Consider the following 18,695-nt stretch of genomic DNA (forward strand, 5'->3'; position numbering starts at 1 on the left):
AAGCATTTTTTAAATTTCCTTGATGTTTAAAATTAAATTGAAACGAAATTGTATTATTTGTGCATGCAAAACCTTATAATATGTGATTGAATTTAATAATAATTTAATTCTAATGACTAGCGTATTTACCTTTGGACTTAATCATCACTCTGCACCTGTAGATGTGCGTGAGAGGGTTTCTATGTCTGGAGATTTGATACGTCCTGCACTTGATGGTTTAAGGTCCTGTTTTAATGGTCGCGTAAAAGAAGCGGCCATTCTTTCAACCTGTAATAGGACTGAGATTTATGTCGCTGCTCAACCAGATGCTGCTATGCATATAGGTCAGTGGATGGCTGATTTTAACTCTCTAGATTCCTCTGTTATTGCACCTCACCTCTACGAGTACACTCAGGATAAGGCGGTTAGACACGCTTTTAGAGTTGCATCAGGTCTTGATTCCATGGTTTTAGGTGAAGCTCAAATTTTAGGTCAGATGAAAAATGCCGTAAGAGCTGCTTCAGAGGCAGGATCTCTTGGGACTATGCTTAATCAGCTTTTTCAAAAGACTTTTTCTGTAGCTAAAGAGGTTAGGTCTAATACAGCGATTGGTCAGGAATCTATTTCTATGGCTGCCGCAGCTGTACGTATGTCAGAGAGAGTTTTTGGGGATTTAGCTAAATCCAATATTTTATTTGTTGGTGCGGGTGAGATGATTGAGTTATGTGTAACTCATTTTGCATCTCGTCTACCTAAACAGATTGTTATTGCAAATCGCACACTTGATAGAGGAGAAGCATTAGCCTCTAAGTTTGGTGCGGAAACTATGAAGTTAGCTGATTTACCTGAGCGTATTCATGAGTTTGATGTAGTAGTTTCCTGTACGGCTTCTACATTGCCAATTTTAGGGCTGGGTATGATTCAAAGTGCCCTTAAGCAGCGTCGTTATCAGCCTATGGTTATGGTTGACTTGGCGGTACCTAGGGATATTGAATCGGAAGTAGGTCGCTTGGGTGAAGTTTATCTTTATACTGTAGATGATCTTGGTCGTATGGTTCAGATGGGTAATGATATGCGTAAAGCCGCTGTCGTAGAAGCTGAACAGATTATCGATTCAAGTGTAAGTAATTTTATGAGCTGGCTTAAAACTAGGGAAATTGTTCCTGTTATTCAGTCGCTTAATAGCTCTGCACAAACTCTTGCTCAAATTGAACTTAGTAAGGCACGCAGGCTTCTAGCTAAAGGGGTTAGTCCTGAAGAGGCATTGGAGCGTTTAGCTCAAGGGCTTACTCAAAAATATATGCATGCACCTATGCAGGCGCTTAATAAATCTCAAAACGAAGAAAGAGAACAAATTCTCGACGTACTTCCTAAGCTATTCCCTTCTCATTAGCTTATTCATTTTTCCATTTTTAATTATGAAAGATTCTATGCGCTCCAGATTGGAGCAGTTAAGTCAAAGACTTATTGAAGTTGATGCTTTATTGGCAGAACCTGATGTTGCGGACGATATGGATCGATTCCGTAAGCTATCTCGTGAACGAAGTGAAATTGATCCAGTCGTCGAGTTATTCAAGGAATTTGAAGCAGCAGAAGGGGACCTAAATACTGCAGTTGAAATGATGTCCGATCCTGATCTTAAAGAGATGGGAGAAGAGGAGATGAAATCAACAAAAGAGCGGATTGAGCAACTAGAACAGAAGTTGCAGTTAGAGCTTTTGCCTAAAGATCCTGATGATGGACGAAGTGTATTTCTTGAGATTCGAGCTGGTACAGGAGGAGATGAAAGTGCGATATTCACGGGCGATCTTTTCCGTATGTATAGCCGTTATGCTGAACAAAAAGGGTGGAAAGTAGAGTTAATGTCCGAGAATCCCTCGGAACTGGGGGGGTATCGCGAGGTTATTGCCAGAATAGAAGGGGACGGGGTTTATGGACAACTTAAATATGAGTCTGGAGCTCATCGAGTTCAACGTGTGCCAGAAACTGAGTCTCAAGGACGTGTCCACACATCTGCCTGCACTGTGGCGGTTCTTCCTGAAGCGGATGAGTTGGCGGAAGTTGTTTTAAATCCTGCGGATTTGAGGATAGATACATTTAGGGCTAGTGGAGCGGGCGGACAGCATATTAATAAAACTGATTCTGCAGTTCGTATTACTCACTTGCCTACAGGGATTGTGGCTGAGTGTCAGGATGATAGATCACAGCACAAAAATAAAGCACGTGCGATGAGCGTATTAGCTGCTCGTATCAATGATATTAAAAGACAGGAGCAACAAAGTAAGGAAGCTGCGGAGCGTAAAAGTTTGGTGGGTTCTGGAGATCGTTCTGAAAGAATTCGTACCTATAACTATCCGCAAGGGCGTGTTACGGACCATCGTATTAATCTTACGCTCTATAAGCTTCAGCAAATTATGGAAGGCTCTCTTGATGAGCTGACAAATGCTTTGATTAGCGAAAGGCAGGCTGAACTTCTTGCAGCTTTGGGCGACGAGTAATGCCTCATTTAACTATTGGAGAAATTCTAAAAAAGAGTGGTCTCGATAGGCTAGAGTCGCAAATTATCCTTGCACATGTGTTAGGAGTGGACCGCGTATGGTTGTTTGTACATGATGATGTACTCATATGCGAGGAGCAAAAGTTAGAATTTGATACCCTTGTACAGAGGCGGATTGAAGGCGAACCTATTGCTTACTTGGTAGGTTCTAGGGAGTTTATGGGTTTGGAACTTAATGTCGATAATAGCGTTTTAATCCCACGTCCCGATACCGAATTGCTTGTAGAATGTGCTTTGGATTTTCTAAAAACCACTCCGACAGGTGCACGCATTCTTGATCTTGGGACTGGTAGCGGTGCTATTGCTATTTCAATTGCAAATTTCATGCCCAAGTGTGAAGTCTATGCAGTGGATATTTCTAAAGAGGCATTGAAAGTGGCCTATCTCAACGCAAAAAATCATGGTGTGCATATTAAATTTTTTGAAGGCTCGTGGTTTGATGCATTGCCATATGATGTGGGGACTTTTGATTTAATCGTATCCAACCCTCCGTACATCGCTTCTGATGATATACACCTGCAATTAGGTGATGTGCGGTATGAGCCAATCACTGCCCTTGTGGGTGGCAATGATGGTCTTTCCGAATACATAAAAATTATGAAGCAAGTTCACGATTTTATTCATTCAGGTTCTGCCATTATGTTTGAACATGGATGGACTCAAGGTGCAGAGTTGAGGCGGATTTTGGAGCAGGGCCATTGCCATAAAATAAATACTCACAAGGACCTCGCAGGTCATGAAAGAGTAACCTGTGGGGTTTTCGCTTGAAAATTTAATTATTAGTAAAATGATATTCTTTTAGGAGAAATGAATGAGCGATGTACAAGAATTTATTAAAAAAATCGTTAACGAAAATCCAGTTATTTTGTTCATGAAGGGCACGGCAAATGCACCGCAATGCGGGTTTTCAATGAGGGCGGTAGAAGCTTTGCGTGAAGTGGGCGTTAAGAAACTCGCAACGGTAAATGTACTCGAGGATCAGGAGGTTCGCGAAGGTATTAAGCAATATGCAAATTGGCCTACTATTCCGCAACTTTATGTAAACGGCGAATTTATAGGAGGTTGCGATATTATTCTAGAGATGGCTGAAAGCGGTGAACTTAAGCAAGTATTGGAACCTACAGGCGCTTTAAATGACTAAAAGGATTGTGCTCGGGGTTACTGGAGCCACTGGCTCTATTTACGCCCTAAGACTTTTAGAAAAAATACGATTGTTTAAGGATGTGGAGTCGCACCTTATTGTATCGCCAGCTGGCTTAATTACTATTAAGCATGAGCTTGGCATGGATAGAAAGGAATTTATTGCCCACGCAGATTATACGCATGGGTATCGTGATGTGTCGGATATGCTTGCAAGTGGCACAGTTTCCACTTTGGGTATGGTTGTTCTGCCATGCACTATGCATACATTAGCAGCTTGTGCTCATGGACTTTCTGAGAATCTGATATCACGAGCTGCGGATGTTCATTTAAAGGAGCGTCGACGTTTAATTCTCGCAATACGCGAAACTCCATTAAATCTTGCACATCTTAAAAATATGACGGCTGTTACTGAAATGGGGGGCGTGATATTTCCTCCATTGCCAGCCTTTTATCAAAAACCTGAATCTATCGACGATATAGTAAATAACACCGTCGACCGCATACTAGCTTTGCTCGGATTCGAACTGCCTGAAGATGCTACTTGGAAGGGACTGTAGGAAGGAAGCGATTTTCTTTTCTGTGTATATCTAAAAGTGATAAGCCGTAGTGAGTGCATGCCAAGATTGAGAACACAGGCATAACTAATCCTAAAAATGGTATAAGCGAAAGTAGTGCACACACTAAGCCGATAAACCAGAAGCCGCCTTTATAATTTTCAAGCAAATACTGACGCTCTGTCGGAGAAGCATGTTCAACAATGGAATCGACTTTGGTCATATTAGCGTAGGCATACGACATCCAAAATATCGGCAAAATAATATTAAGCCCAGGTATCAACCAAAGTGGCAATGTTAAAAGCCATCCCAAAGCAAATATTAAAGTAACTTTGAAGGAATTTAATATGCTGATGCTTGTAGCATATTTGCCTTCACGAGATAGGTATGGAAAATGAGATTTGCTAATTAAATTTACGGCTATGGGAGTTACAAAAATTCCAGCCACCACAATCCCACAAATAATGCTCATAACAATCACACATATTAATGTGACAATCCAAGCAGCAAATTCTCCAAGTCCATGAGCACTAAGTCCAACTTCATTAAGAATATTTGAAATTTGATTTAGAATCCACCAGTCGCTTGTAGATGTCATAAGCCAATGATTGATGCCACTCCACACAAATATACAAAAAATTATAAAAACAGACAGACCTGCAATCAGTGGAAGAAACGTAGCAAATACCATTTTTGGATGGAATTGGGTTTGTATCCCATTCTTTAGTGCTCTAAAAATTTCAATCATATTATGTCCAGTCCATAAAAAAAGAGTCTAATGAAACACTAGACTCTTATTTGAAGGAAGATTAGCTTATTTCAAGTGACCCAACCAATCCCAGTAAGTACCAGCAAGAACTAACATAAGTCCATATCCCACAAGAGTGATAATAATACCTACTTTAGCAAACTGTCTTGCATTAAATGTTTCTGTACCTAAACATACCATATTTTGTGGTGCGTTTACAGGAAGAATGAAACCGTAAGAAATCACAAAGCCAAGCAACATGGTCATACCTAAACGGTCCACAGAACCATCTGGCAATGATTTGAGTAGAGAAATCATGATTGGAATCATAGAAGATGACAATGCAGTTGCACTTGCAAACCCTAAGTGAATAACGATTAGGAATGCAGCTAGTACTGCAAATATCATGAACGGACCTAAGCTATCTAAACCAGTTAGGACAATAATTTGATTTCCTAACCATTGACCAGCACCAGTTTTAAGAATTGAACTACCCAAACTGATACCAGCACCGAACACAATCAAAGTACCCCAAGGTGTGCGTTTTTGCAGTTCCTTCCAGTTAATCACCCCAATTTTAGGAGTTAATAAAATACCTAGGGCAACTATGGTAGTCGCAGCAGTGCTGTAATTATGAAGTTTGCCTTCAGTTGCCCAGAATCCGATTAACACAATAGACACGATTAACAATCGAAGTTGATCTGAAGTCATAGGACCTAGTTCTTCCAATTGAGATCTTACGGCTGTCTTACCGCCTTCAAGTTTTTTAACTTCAGGTGGGTAAATCCAAAGAACTGTGAAATAAAGAACAAAAGACATAACAATTGACCATGGCAATGCAGCAATAACCCAGTCAATCCAAGCTACACGCTCTCCTAACATTTCGGTCATAAAACCAACAGTAATTAAGTTTTGAGCTGCAGCCGTTTGAATACCAACGTTCCAAATACTGATACACTCAGCCACTAAAATCATAAGCCCAACAGCTAATCTTGAGTTTTTATCCACTCCAAAAGCAACAACCATACCCATAGCAATAGGTATCATAGCAGCACCACGGGCTGTAGCTGACGGTACAACTAGAGATAGCACGATAGTAACTAAAATCATACCTGTATATATGGATTTAGTACTAGTACCAACAAGATTCATGGTGTTTAATGCAATACGTTTATCAAGACCTGTGTAAGTCATGCACGCAGCGATGAACAGTGCCGCAGCCACTAAAGCCAAGCCAGAGCTACTAAATCCTGCCAATGCAATAGCAAGTGAACTTTTAACCGTCCATAACACAGTTGGGTCTTTTAATGAAGGAGACAAACCAACTAAGAATATAATCAATCCCATAATAATGATTGAACTCGCTTCGTATGAGACTGCTTCTGAAACCCAAACTATTACAGCGAAAACCAATACAGCCAACATGCGATGACCCGCTACTGGCAAGCCTTCTGGCGTAGGAAGCAACAAAATGCCGATTAATGCTACAAATGCAATCAGTAGAAATATAGGAAATTTTTCGGGGCCAAAGAAGGACTTCCTTTGGTTGCTTTGGATGTTATTTGTATCCATATTAAACTCCTCTTTTACGTATCATTTAAAGTTTAAATCTATTTAATGACAAATAGATAAAAACCCTAATGTTTTTTGATTTACATTAAGCTGAGAATAGCTTATTTAGACTTTTTTAGACGCTGGCAGGTAAGTTTATGAAAATTCTCGTGGTGGGTGGTGGTATCGTGGGTATAAGTTGTGGCTTACATCTACTTAAACTTGGGCATGAGGTTGCCATTGCCGACCCTAATGGATTTGGACAGGGAGCTTCTTTTGGCAATGCGGGAGTTCTCGCCGTTTCTGAATGCTTGCCCATTGCCACACCTGAATTAGTTCGTAGCCTTCCTTCAATTTTATTTAGTAGTGATAGTCCAATCAGGCTAAGAGCCTCTTATTTACCTAAGATGGCAGGGTGGCTGTGGCGTTTTTTGAGGTCATCCAAAAGGTCGCAGGTTGAACATGCTTGCGAAGCCTTGAGTAGCTTGCTTCTTTTATCAGTAGAAGAGCAGTGTAAATTGGCACAGGAAGCGGGTGTACATAATATGATCGAACCCAACGGTTGGTATAAGGTCTACGAGACGGAAGCTGCATTTAAAGCGGCTAAGAAAGGATTTGAGCTGGTTGCTAAGTATGGTGTTCAGTATGAATATTTAATTAGCGACGAATTTTATGACCGTGAGCCAAGCTTAAATGGCACTAAGTCACCACGTTTTAAATATGCCGTGTACAACTCACAAAGCCACCAAATTAAAAATCCACAACTTTACGTAGAGGCACTAGGAGAGTACTTCTTAAGGCTTGGCGGAAAACTTATTAAAGCACAAATTAAGCAACTTAAGATGCACTCAGACCATGTGATTACGCATGCATTATGTGGAGAGCACATGCATGTAGCGGATGCATTTGTGATAGCGGCTGGTGCTTGGTCTAAAAAGCTTGCACACGACTGTGGTGAACAAATTCCACTTGATACAGAGCGAGGGTATCATGTCGAGTTTGAGGCGACGGGCGATTGCATGGCTTCTGCACCTGTTTTGTGGGGTGAACGGTCCATTGTTATGTCCCCAATGAATAACAAACTTCGGGTGACTAGTGGCGTCGAATTTGCTGGTCTGCAGGCACAGCCTCGTTTTGAGCTTATTATGCAACATGAAAATGCTGTTCGTGAACTTCACAATCAGAAACTAGGACTTGTGAGTGCTAAGTGGCTTGGTTTCCGCCCGTCTATGCCCGATTCATTGCCAGTCATAAGTCGTACTGGTGCGGAAAATGCTTATTTTGCATTTGGACATGGGCACCTAGGTCTTACACTTGGCCCTATTACGGGTCGTATTATTGCGGACCTTATAAGTGGCAATATCTTCTCATTCGACATTTCTCCTTTTTCGGCAACTAGATTTAAGTAGTAATTTAAAGTAGTAATTTAAAGTGGCATATTCCCAACGCATTAATATAGGATTTTGATGAATATAAGGGTTAATGCAAAAAAAGTTTGACAAGGTGTAGGAAATAGGGGTAAGATTATAATCTTTCACTAATCAGAAAGCTTTTCAAATTTATTACAGTATTGAATAGTGGTATTTGATTTAAGTGAATAGTAGTTCTTTAAAAATTTATACAGCCGATAAGTGTGGGTACTTGATGTGTATTTAGTAGGTCTATATAGACTAAAAGATGCGAAACATTAAGTCTTACACTTATTTAGAAAGTGAAGTTTAAGTACAAGTAGATATGGTTTTTAAGTATTACGAAAGTGGTGTAATAAGAAATACAAAAGCGCTATTTGAGTAAGAGTGAAAAAACAGTGCATATCAGTAGTTAATTTACTTTGAATATATGTAAGCGATTTATTAAGCAGGAATTGAACTGAAGAGTTTGATCCTGGCTCAGATTGAACGCTAGCGGAATGCCTTACACATGCAAGTCGAACGGCAGCATAAGGAGAGCTTGCTTTTCTTGATGGCGAGTGGCGAACGGGTGAGTAAAGTATCGGAACGTGCCCAGTAGCGGGGGATAACTACGCGAAAGCGTAGCTAATACCGCATACGCCCTGAGGGGGAAAGAGGGGGATCAGAGATGACCTTTTACTATTGGAGCGGCCGATATCGGATTAGCTAGTTGGTGGGGTAAAGGCCTACCAAGGCGACGATCCGTAGCTGGTTTGAGAGGACGACCAGCCACACTGGGACTGAGACACGGCCCAGACTCCTACGGGAGGCAGCAGTGGGGAATTTTGGACAATGGGGGCAACCCTGATCCAGCCATTCCGCGTGTGCGATTGAAGGCCTTCGGGTTGTAAAGCACTTTTGTCAGGGAAGAAAAGGTTTGTGTTAATACCATGGACTGCTGACGGTACCTGAAGAATAAGCACCGGCAAACTACGTGCCAGCAGCCGCGGTAATACGTAGGGTGCGAGCGTTAATCGGAATTACTGGGCGTAAAGCGTGCGCAGGCGGTTCGGAAAGAGAGATGTGAAATCCCAGGGCTCAACCTTGGAACTGCATTTCTAACTGTCGAGCTAGAGTATGTTAGAGGGGGGTAGAATTCCACGTGTAGCAGTGAAATGCGTAGAGATGTGGAGGAATACCGATGGCGAAGGCAGCCCCCTGGGATAATACTGACGCTGATGCACGAAAGCGTGGGGAGCAAACAGGATTAGATACCCTGGTAGTCCACGCCCTAAACGATGTCAACTAGCTGTTGGGACTTACGGGTCTTGGTAGCGAAGCCAACGCGTGAAGTTGACCGCCTGGGGAGTACGGTCGCAAGATTAAAACTCAAAGGAATTGACGGGGACCCGCACAAGCGGTGGATGATGTGGATTAATTCGATGCAACGCGAAAAACCTTACCTACCCTTGACATGTTTGGAATCCTGAAGAGATTTAGGAGTGCTCGCAAGAGAACCGAAACACAGGTGCTGCATGGCTGTCGTCAGCTCGTGTCGTGAGATGTTGGGTTAAGTCCCGCAACGAGCGCAACCCTTGTCATTAGTTGCTACAAGTAAGATGGGCACTCTAATGAGACTGCCGGTGATAAACCGGAGGAAGGTGGGGATGACGTCAAGTCCTCATGGCCCTTATGGGTAGGGCTTCACACGTCATACAATGGTCAGGACAGAGGGAAGCCAAACCGCGAGGTGGAGCTAATCTCACAAACCTGATCGTAGTCCGGATTGCAGGCTGCAACTCGCCTGCATGAAGTCGGAATCGCTAGTAATCGCGGATCAGCATGTCGCGGTGAATACGTTCCCGGGTCTTGTACACACCGCCCGTCACACCATGGGAGTGGGTTTTACCAGAAGTAGTTAGTCTAACCGCAAGGAGGGCGATTACCACGGTAGGATTCATGACTGGGGTGAAGTCGTAACAAGGTAGCCGTAGCGGAAGCTGTGGCTGGATCACCTCCTTTAAGAGAAATAAAAAGTGTCTATATGGTTTATTAGATTTAGATTAAGCGCTAATCACGTATCCACGCTTATCGGTTGTATTAAGAGAGAAGAAAAAAACAGCTAAAAGAAAAAAAAGAAGTATGAGAATTAGGGTCAGTAGCTCAGTCGGTTAGAGCACCGTCTTGATAAGGCGGGGGTCGCTGGTTCGATTCCAGCTTGACCCACCATGAGATGACTTTGATCAATTAAGTATATGGGGGGATTAGCTCAGTTGGGAGAGCGCCTGCTTTGCACGCAGGAGGTCGTCGGTTCGATCCCGTCATCCTCCACCAACACTTTTAGGTGTGTGTATGCTCTCTTAGTATGAGTAGGTATGATTTACAAAAGGATGTTTTATAAAGCGTATATTTAGTGAATGCACTAATGGTATGCGACTTATAAAGTATCTTTAAGATGCTTTAAGGCTGTTCTTTAACAATTTGGAAGAAGCACAACAAGTAAAACAACGAAAAAGAGGTTGTGTAAGTGTGTGAAAGTGCCACTATATGGTGCTTGATAGTACTTACAATTACCCTTTTAAATTTTATGGGTTGTGATTGCATAATTAAGAAAACACAAACGAAAAATAAGCTTTTAATAAAAAGCTTAAGTGAGTTTTTTTAAGAAAGAAGAAAGTTCTCAAGTTTTAGAAATATTCTAAAAAGTGATGACGGCGTAAAAAAATAAATAAGACGCGATACTCAAAAAGAAGAAGATTACTGGAGAAGCTCTTGCTTTAATAAAAAGGTAGGGTGAGGGTTTTAAAGAAGGTAGTCGGTGTATCAGTTTTTTTGATAAAGCTGATATAAAGCGATAGTCAAATGAAAGAGGCTATAAGTAGTAGTTGGTGTACATAAAGAGGTAGAGATACTTAATGAAAGAGACACTGATGAAGTTATAGGATCAAGTGACTAAGTGCACATGGTGGATGCCTTGGCGATCACAGGCGAAGAAGGACGTAATAGCTTGCGAAAAGCTGCGGGGAGTTGGCAAATGAGCATTGATCCGCAGATATCCGAATGGGGAAACCCACCTCTTAGGAGGTATCCTTATCTGAATACATAGGGTGAGGAGGCGAACCGAGTGAACTGAAACATCTAAGTAACTCGAGGAAAAGAAATCAACCGAGATTCTGAAAGTAGTGGCGAGCGAAATTGGAGTAGCCGCAACGAGATAGTAGTTGTAGTAGTCGAACGCATTGGGAAGTGCGACCGTAGGGGGTGATAGTCCTGTAGACGAAACTATGATTATGGTACTAGGCGTTGCAACAAGTAGGGCGGGACACGTGTAATCCTGTTCGAATATGGGGGGACCATCCTCCAAGGCTAAATACTCGTGATCGACCGATAGTGAACCAGTACCGTGAGGGAAAGGCGAAAAGAACCCCGGGAGGGGAGTGAAATAGAACCTGAAACCGTGTGCATACAAACAGTCGGAGCCGAGAGGTGACGGCGTACCTTTTGTATAATGGGTCAGCGACTTACATTCAGTGGCAAGCTTAACCGAGTAGGGAAGGCGAAGCGAAAGCGAGTCCGAATAGGGCGAATATAGTCGCTGGGTGTAGACCCGAAACCAGATGATCTATCCATGGCCAGGTTGAAGGTGCCGTAACAGGTACTGGAGGACCCAACCCACTAATGTTGAAAAATTAGGGGATGAGCTGTGGATAGGGGTGAAAGGCTAAACAAATCTGGAAATAGCTGGTTCTCTCCGAAAACTATTTAGGTAGTGCCTCATGAATAACTGTTGGGGGTAGAGCACTGTTATGGCTAGGGGGTCATGGCGACTTACCAAACCATGGCAAACTCCGAATACTGACAAGTTTAATCATGGGAGACAGAGCACTGGGTGCTAACGTCCAGACTCAAGAGGGAAACAACCCAGACCGCCAGCTAAGGTCCCTAAAATTGGCTAAGTGGGAAACGAAGTGGGAAGGCATAGACAGTCAGGAGGTTGGCTTAGAAGCAGCCACCCTTTAAAGAAAGCGTAATAGCTCACTGATCGAGTCGTCCTGCGCGGAAGATGTAACGGGGCTAAGCCAGTTACCGAAGCTGCGGATGCATCCGCTCTTTTAATTTGTTTATGTAGAGTTAAGAAGAAGTAGAAAAAGAAGTAAGTGGATAGACGAATTAAGAGAGCGGATGTGTGGTAGGAGAGCGTTCTGTAAGCCTGAGAAGGTGAATCGAGAGGTTTGCTGGAGGTATCAGAAGTGCGAATGCTGACATGAGTAGCGATAAAGGGAGTGAAAGGCTCCCTCGCCGTAAGTCCAAGGATTCCTGCGCAACGTTCATCGGCGCAGGGTTAGTCGGCCCCTAAGGTGAGGCAGAGATGCGTAGCTGATGGGAAGTGGGTTAATATTCCTACACCGATATGTGAAGTGAAGGGGGGACGGATTGCGAAATGTGAACGAGCTGATGGAAGTGCTCGGTATTGTAGCTAAGAAGTTGATTAGGCAAATCCGGTCAAAGGATTCAAGGCTATGATTCGAAGAAGACGTAATGTTTTTGAAGTCACAGGAAGTGGTTCCAAGAAAAGCCTCTAAGCGATAATTTACATATTGACCGTACCGCAAACCGACACAGGTGGACGGGATGAATATTCCAAGGCGCTTGAGAGAACTCAGGAGAAGGAACTCGGCAAATTGATACCGTAACTTCGGGAGAAGGTATGCCTTTGTATGGTGAATAGCCAGAAGAGGCCGCAGAGAATAGGTGGCTGCGACTGTTTATTAAAAACATAGCACTCTGCAAACACGAAAGTGGAAGTATAGGGTGTGACGCCTGCCCGGTGCTGGAAGGTTAATTGATGTGGTGCAAGCTATTGATCGAAGCCCCAGTAAACGGCGGCCGTAACTATAACGGTCCTAAGGTAGCGAAATTCCTTGTCGGGTAAGTTCCGACCTGCACGAATGGCGTAACGATGGCCACACTGTCTCCTCCTGAGACTCAGCGAAGTTGAAGTGTTTGTGATGATGCAATCTCCCCGCGGCTAGACGGAAAGACCCCATGAACCTTTACTGTAGCTTTACATTGGATCGTGAACCGGCCTGTGTAGGATAGGTGGGAGGCGAAGAAGGTGGGACGCTAGTTCTACTGGAGCCGACCTTGAAATGCCACCGTGGTTTGTTTGTGGTTCTAACCTTGGCCCATGATCTGGGTTGGGGACAGTGTATGGTGGGCAGTTTGACTGGGGCGGTCTCCTCCCAAAGTGTAACGGAGGAGTTCGAAGGTACGCTAGGTACGGTCGGAAATCGTGCTGATAGTGCATTGGCAAAAGCGTGCTTGACTGTGAGACAGACAAGTCGAACAGGTGCGAAAGCAGGACAAAGTGATCCGGTGGTTCTGAATGGAAGGGCCATCGCTCAACGGATAAAAGGTACTCTGGGGATAACAGGCTGATACCTCCCAAGAGTTCATATCGACGGCGGTGTTTGGCACCTACGATGTCGGCTCATCTCATCCTGGGGCTGTAGCCGGTCCCAAGGGTATGGCTGTTCGCCATTTAAAGAGGTACGTGAGCTGGGTTTAAAACGTCGTGAGACAGTTTGGTCCCTATCTGCCGTGGGCGTTGGATACTTGACGGAGGCTGCTCCTAGTACGAGAGGACCGGAGTGGACGTACCGCTGGTGTATCGGTTGTCATGCCAATGGCATTGCCGAGTAGCTACGTACGGAAGAGATAACCGCTGAAGGCATCTAAGCGGGAAACTCGTCTGAAGATAAGGTATCCCTGAGCGTTAAGCTCCAATAAGGGTCGTTCGAGACTAGAACGTTGATAGGCTGGGTGTATAAGTGCAGTAATGCATGTAGCTAACCAGTACTAATTGCCCGTGAGGCTTGATCCTATAACTTTATCAGTGTTATAGACTAAAGTGACTAAAACAATAATACAATGCTCATTTCACTAAAATGAAAACTTGTTAATTCAATCAACAACCCCTCTAAATAATAACCCACACAAAAAACCTTGTAGTGCTTCTTCCAAATGGCTAAAGATATACTAAGCCATAACAAGTCAGTCAGCTTGATGAACATAGCAAGGTGGTCCCACTCCTTCCCATCCCGAACAGGACAGTGAAACACCTTAGCGCCGATGATAGTGGGTGGACACCTGTGAAAGTAGGTCATCGTCAAGCTCTTTTTTTTCTTACTCATATATAACCCTCCTAAAAAAACAACCCTCACAGATCCTTTTTACTCTGTGAGGGCTTTTTTGTTAGAATGTTTTTTTGATTTTTTATTTTCTAAATGGAACTATCGCATCTAAAAGATATCGATCGCAACCATATTTGGCATCCTTATACATCCATCACTAATCCTCCCATTATTTATCCTGTATCGCATGCAGAGGGTGTACATATCCATCTTATGGATGGACGTCAGCTCATCGATGGTATGTCGTCATGGTGGTGTGCAATTCATGGGTACAATGTTCCACAACTCAATGAAGCTGCCCGCAAACAAATCGACAAGATGAGTCATGTGATGTTTGGTGGATTGACACATGAGCCTGCTGTTGAGCTTGCTGAGCGGTTATTGGGCATATTGCCACCTGCTCTTAATAAAATTTTCTTTGCTGATTCGGGATCAATCGCAGTTGAAGTAGCGATGAAGATGGCTATTCAGTATCATGCTGGATGTGCTCATTCTCCTCGTTCCAAGTTTGCAACTATACGTTCAGGCTATCATGGAGATACATGGCATGCAATGTCAGTGTGTGACCCTGTAAATGGGATGCACGGGTTGTTTGGGAGTTCATTGCCAGTACAATTTTTTTTACCGCAGCCAAAGAGCCGTTATGGGCATGAATTAGCCCCTCAAGACCTAGAACCGCTTCATAACTTGCTTAACGAGCATGGTCCAGAAATTGCGGCCTTGATTTTAGAGCCGGTTGTGCAGGGTGCTGGTGGCATGTTTTTTTATGCTCCGCAATATTTGCGTGAGGCTTCTAAGATTTGCATGCAACACGGCGTATTGCTGATATTCGATGAAATTGCAACAGGATTCGGTCGCACAGGATGTATGTTTGCACTTGAACATGCACAAGTGGTTCCTGATATCATTTGCATAGGCAAAGCTCTCACGGGTGGCTATATGACTCTATCAGCGACAATCGCACAGGAGCATATTGCACAAGGCATATCGCAAAGCCCGTCTCCTGCTTTTATGCATGGCCCTACGTTTATGGCCAATCCTCTTGCATGTGCTGTTGCATGTGCTTCCATTGATCAATTGCTCTCATCGCCGTGGAAGGCACGTGTGCAAAAAATTGAGATGGATATGAATACATATCTCCTTCCACTTAAAAAGATGAAAGGTGTCGCAGATGTACGTGTTCTTGGAGCTATAGGCGTTGTGGAGCTTGATGATCCTGTGGATATGCAATGCATGCAGCCTATGTTCGTAGATGCTGGGGTTTGGGTTCGTCCATTTGGAAAACTCGTTTATATTATGCCAGCATACATAATCTCAGAAGATGAAATTCGTTTTTTGTGCGAAGCTATAGTAGGTGTTGTAAGTGAGTATTTACAAAAGCAAACTTGAAGAACTAGAGTTAATGGGGCGATTGAGAGCATTGCCACAACCAGAATCGATTTCAAATGCTCGCATAAATCTTACATCAAACGATTATTTAGGCATAGCTTCCGATATTAAATTACGTAAGCAATTTCTTGAAAATCTCCCTTCCAAAGTAACCATGGGGTCCACGTCCTCTCGCCTTCTTACTGGAAACTCTCATGCCGCCAGCCTTCTCGAAGACACGATGTCCTCACTATATACGAATGACTGCCTTCTTGCAAATAGTGGATATCATGCAAATATTGGAGTATTGCCAGCACTTACAAATAAGAATTCGCTAATCATTATGGATAAGCTGGCTCACGCTTCTCTTATTGATGGGGCACGGCTCTCAGGGGCTCGTCTACTGCGATTTAGACATAATGATATGCAACATTTGGAGCATCTGCTTGAGCAATATCACGCCCAATACGAACAAATTTTCGTGGTTGTGGAAAGTCTTTATAGCATGGATGGAGATTTCTGTGATTTACAGTCATTAGTAAAACTTAAACGTACTTACGCAAATGTATTGCTATATGTCGATGAGGCCCATGCCGTGGGCATTTATGGCGATCGTGGTCTCGGTTGTTGTGAGTCGGCAGGTGTACTTGCGGATATAGATGTTCTTGTAGGTACATTCGGAAAAGCGTATGGTTCCTATGGTGCGTATATCATTTGTTCGCAAGATTTGAAGCGGTTCTTGGTGAATTCAATGCGTTCACTAATATTTACTACTGCATTGCCACCTATAACATATGCATGGAGTGATTTTGTTGTGAATGAATTGTCCACTCATAATTGGCGTCGTGAAAAGCTTCTTACAGTATCGTCAATATTGCGTACGTCTTTTGCTTTAGGTGGCAATATTTCCCATATCGTCCCTTTGATTTTAGGTTCGGATGAGGTGGCTACTAAACTAGCCTGCAAATTGCGTGATGCTGGATTTTACTGTTTGCCAATAAGGCCTCCAACTGTACCTGAGGGGACGTCGAGAATTCGTTTTTCATTGACAGCGGATGTTGGTGAAGAAGATGTGAAGCAACTCATTAAGTTTCTAAGAGATGAAGAAGCGATTGATTAAGGGCGCAGGGCCATCGGAGCGATTGATTATATATTTCGCTGGTTGGGGCACAGGACCAGAGCTAGTCGACCATTTAGATGTGCCTGAAGGCTTTGATGTACTTTGCCTGTGGGACTATCGGACTGTTGATGAATGCTTGGATATTGCCACCTGTTATAGGGATGTGCATATTGTAGCGTGGTCGCTTGGTGTAATCGTGGCCGATGCACATTGCACTCATATAAGCATAAGCTCAGCCTGTGCTATTAATGGTACATTGCAGGCCATCGACTCTGAATACGGCTTGGATCCTAATCTATATCATAAAATGATGCTTCACTTGCATCAAGATCAACTTTACAAATTCAATAAATTAATGTGTAGGTCGCTGGATTCGCATCGCTTTTATTGCGATCGTGACTTGCGTAACCTTGAGGATAAACGTGCGGAGCTAGAAGCTATATATCATTTAGCACATTGCAGGCAGGGAAGTCATATAAATTGGACACGTGCAATCGTATCGGATAAGGATTTTATCTTTCCATCACGCAAGCAATTATTATTTTGGCAATGCTTCCGTAATATACGCATCGATTCTAATCCTTACGGTCATATGTTTTTCGATAAAGTAAATTCATGGAGTGAATTAATGGGATGAATACTATCGATAAATCACGCATTAGGTCGAAATTTGCAAAATCCATTGCGACTTATGATGGGCAAGCATTAGCTCAGAAAATGATTAATGCAAGGCTTATAGAAATATTAACGAAATATGGGCGGACTAATTTTCATAACGTCTTGGAGCTTGGATGTGGAACTGGCGATCTTAGCGAAAGGCTTGTGAACTCCTGTTATGCGGATGAATGGGTATTTAATGATTTAGTCCCTGAATGTGAGGAGATTTTACGTTCAAAGTTACCATCTTTGGATTTTAATTTTATATGTAGTGACTCTGAGTATCTTGCGATTAATAAGAGATTTGATCTAATTGCAAGTGCAAGTACTGTCCAATGGTTTAGTGATTTAAAAGGATTTTTAAACAAAATAAATGACCATCTTAATGACCAAGGTTTGCTTTTAATTAGTACTTTTTTGCCTGATAATTTAATTGAAATTCAAAATCTAACTAGTTTAAGTTTGAACTATTTTAAAGCAGAGTACATATTAAATGCACTTAAAACTAATTTTGAGATTTTGTATTACGAGCCCTTAAAAGTTCAACTTCAATTCAGTTCTGGTCGATGTATGCTTACTCATTTAAGAGATACTGGAGTTAATGGGATTTCAAAAAATGCATTTTCTCTAACTGAGACTCGTAAATTTTTAAGTGATTATGAGGAAGCGAGTGCATTGCCAAATGGAAATTATGCTCTCACTTACTCGGCGTTTTTGTTTTTATCTAAAAAAATATGAATAAGGTTATTTTTATAAGTGGCATCGATACCGATGTTGGCAAAACTATTTATACGGGATATTTTGCACGTGAACTCGCTAGAAAAGGTTATTCAGTGATTACTCAGAAGCTTGTACAAACTGGCTGCGAAGGGGTTTCACAGGATATTCAAATGCATCGGAAAATTCAGGAAATTGATATGTTGCCAGATGATATAAGGGGTAAAACATGTCGTTTTATTTATAAATATCCATGCTCTCCTCATATGGCTTCCGAGATGGAGATGCGACCTCTTAATTTAGAGCAGATTTATGCAGATACTTTAGATCTTTCAAGGAGATACAGTTATGTGCTATTGGAAGGGGCTGGAGGCTTGGCTGTTCCGCTTAATAGAGATGTGACTTCACTTGATTTTATAGCAGAGCATAAAATTCCAGTAATTCTAGTGACGAATGGAAAGCTTGGGAGCATAAACCATACTCTTTTAAGTTTGATAGCATGTGAGCAAGCAGGTGTTCAGGTATTGAGAGTTGTATTTAATAAGTATTTGATGTTTGACCCAAAGATTACTTTCAGTACTATTGAGTATTTGCGAGAGTTTATACAAAAAAAATACCCACAAACTCAATTTGAAGAGTTTGAGAGCATTGATATTAATTAAGAAACTTCTGTGCTTCATAAATAAAGTACAAAAGCAACATATTAAATTGATAAA

The 18,695-nt window shown here is 42.4% G+C and carries 13 protein-coding genes, 2 tRNA genes and 3 rRNA genes; 16 read left to right on the forward strand and 2 right to left on the reverse strand.

Annotated features, from left to right (window positions below; genetic code table 11):
• The first annotated feature begins 112 nt into the window (after nt 1–112).
• From hemA to KUI_RS01380, 5 genes are read left to right on the forward strand one after another with little or no spacing between them, the layout of a single operon-like run.
• Complete coding sequence (hemA, locus tag KUI_RS01360) at nt 113–1,372, forward strand: glutamyl-tRNA reductase (protein WP_014840125.1); 1,260 nt, start codon at nt 113–115, stop codon at nt 1,370–1,372.
• Nucleotides 1,373–1,397: 25 nt separating this feature from the next.
• The gene (gene prfA / locus KUI_RS01365; protein ID WP_014840126.1) at nt 1,398–2,477 is read left to right on the forward strand and encodes a peptide chain release factor 1; all 1,080 of its coding nucleotides are present in this window, start codon (nt 1,398–1,400) and stop codon (nt 2,475–2,477) included.
• Nucleotides 2,477–3,304, forward strand: coding sequence for a peptide chain release factor N(5)-glutamine methyltransferase (gene prmC / locus KUI_RS01370; protein WP_014840127.1), 828 nt, complete (start codon nt 2,477–2,479; stop codon nt 3,302–3,304). Before prfA ends, prmC begins: the two co-directional genes overlap by 1 nt.
• Nucleotides 3,305–3,347: 43 nt before the next feature.
• The gene (grxD, locus tag KUI_RS01375; protein WP_013522052.1) at nt 3,348–3,677 is read left to right on the forward strand and encodes a Grx4 family monothiol glutaredoxin; all 330 of its coding nucleotides are present in this window, start codon (nt 3,348–3,350) and stop codon (nt 3,675–3,677) included.
• The gene (locus KUI_RS01380) at nt 3,670–4,236 is read left to right on the forward strand and encodes a UbiX family flavin prenyltransferase (protein ID WP_013522053.1); all 567 of its coding nucleotides are present in this window, start codon (nt 3,670–3,672) and stop codon (nt 4,234–4,236) included. Before grxD ends, KUI_RS01380 begins: the two co-directional genes overlap by 8 nt.
• Here the strand turns inward: KUI_RS01380 and KUI_RS01385 are convergent.
• Nucleotides 4,217–4,981: an EI24 domain-containing protein gene (locus KUI_RS01385; protein ID WP_014840128.1), complete on the reverse strand. Its 765-nt coding sequence runs from the start codon at nt 4,979–4,981 to the stop codon at nt 4,217–4,219. The genes KUI_RS01380 and KUI_RS01385 overlap by 20 nt on opposite strands.
• Before the next feature lie 66 nt (nt 4,982–5,047).
• The gene (locus KUI_RS01390) at nt 5,048–6,553 is read right to left on the reverse strand and encodes a DASS family sodium-coupled anion symporter (RefSeq protein WP_014840129.1); all 1,506 of its coding nucleotides are present in this window, start codon (nt 6,551–6,553) and stop codon (nt 5,048–5,050) included.
• Between the two features lie 137 nt (nt 6,554–6,690).
• On the opposite strand from KUI_RS01390, the gene KUI_RS01395 reads away from it, so the two are divergent.
• The 11 genes from KUI_RS01395 to bioD all read left to right on the forward strand — a co-directional run bounded on the left by KUI_RS01395 (nt 6,691) and on the right by bioD (nt 18,641).
• Nucleotides 6,691–7,941 (forward strand): NAD(P)/FAD-dependent oxidoreductase, encoded by a 1,251-nt coding sequence (locus tag KUI_RS01395; protein ID WP_014840130.1) that lies wholly within the window; start codon nt 6,691–6,693, stop codon nt 7,939–7,941.
• A gap of 457 nt (nt 7,942–8,398) precedes the next feature.
• Nucleotides 8,399–9,945 (forward strand): 16S ribosomal RNA (locus tag KUI_RS01400).
• Between the two features lie 130 nt (nt 9,946–10,075).
• A tRNA-Ile gene (locus KUI_RS01405) sits at nt 10,076–10,152 on the forward strand.
• 29 nt (nt 10,153–10,181) lie between these two features.
• Nucleotides 10,182–10,257, forward strand: a tRNA-Ala gene (locus KUI_RS01410).
• A 608-nt stretch (nt 10,258–10,865) separates the two neighbouring features.
• A 23S ribosomal RNA gene (locus tag KUI_RS01415) occupies nt 10,866–13,807 on the forward strand.
• Between the two features lie 178 nt (nt 13,808–13,985).
• Nucleotides 13,986–14,098 (forward strand): 5S ribosomal RNA (rrf, locus tag KUI_RS01420).
• Together the 16S, 23S and 5S rRNA genes with 2 tRNA genes alongside form the textbook arrangement of a ribosomal RNA operon.
• 112 nt (nt 14,099–14,210) lie before the next feature.
• Nucleotides 14,211–15,506 (forward strand): adenosylmethionine--8-amino-7-oxononanoate transaminase, encoded by a 1,296-nt coding sequence (bioA, locus tag KUI_RS01425; RefSeq protein ID WP_014840131.1) that lies wholly within the window; start codon nt 14,211–14,213, stop codon nt 15,504–15,506.
• The gene (locus KUI_RS01430) at nt 15,481–16,605 is read left to right on the forward strand and encodes an aminotransferase class I/II-fold pyridoxal phosphate-dependent enzyme (RefSeq protein WP_014840132.1); all 1,125 of its coding nucleotides are present in this window, start codon (nt 15,481–15,483) and stop codon (nt 16,603–16,605) included. The genes bioA and KUI_RS01430 overlap by 26 nt, the downstream gene beginning before the upstream one ends.
• A 22-nt stretch (nt 16,606–16,627) precedes the next feature.
• Nucleotides 16,628–17,242: a DUF452 family protein gene (locus KUI_RS01435; RefSeq protein ID WP_232008459.1), complete on the forward strand. Its 615-nt coding sequence runs from the start codon at nt 16,628–16,630 to the stop codon at nt 17,240–17,242.
• The gene (locus KUI_RS01440) at nt 17,239–18,000 is read left to right on the forward strand and encodes a methyltransferase domain-containing protein (RefSeq protein ID WP_014840134.1); all 762 of its coding nucleotides are present in this window, start codon (nt 17,239–17,241) and stop codon (nt 17,998–18,000) included. Before KUI_RS01435 ends, KUI_RS01440 begins: the two co-directional genes overlap by 4 nt.
• Complete coding sequence (gene bioD / locus KUI_RS01445; RefSeq protein ID WP_013522061.1) at nt 17,997–18,641, forward strand: dethiobiotin synthase; 645 nt, start codon at nt 17,997–17,999, stop codon at nt 18,639–18,641. The genes KUI_RS01440 and bioD overlap by 4 nt, the downstream gene beginning before the upstream one ends.
• Nucleotides 18,642–18,695 lie beyond the last annotated feature (54 nt).

Source organism: Taylorella equigenitalis ATCC 35865 (assembly GCF_000276685.1).
Taxonomy (GTDB): domain Bacteria; phylum Pseudomonadota; class Gammaproteobacteria; order Burkholderiales; family Burkholderiaceae_B; genus Taylorella; species Taylorella equigenitalis.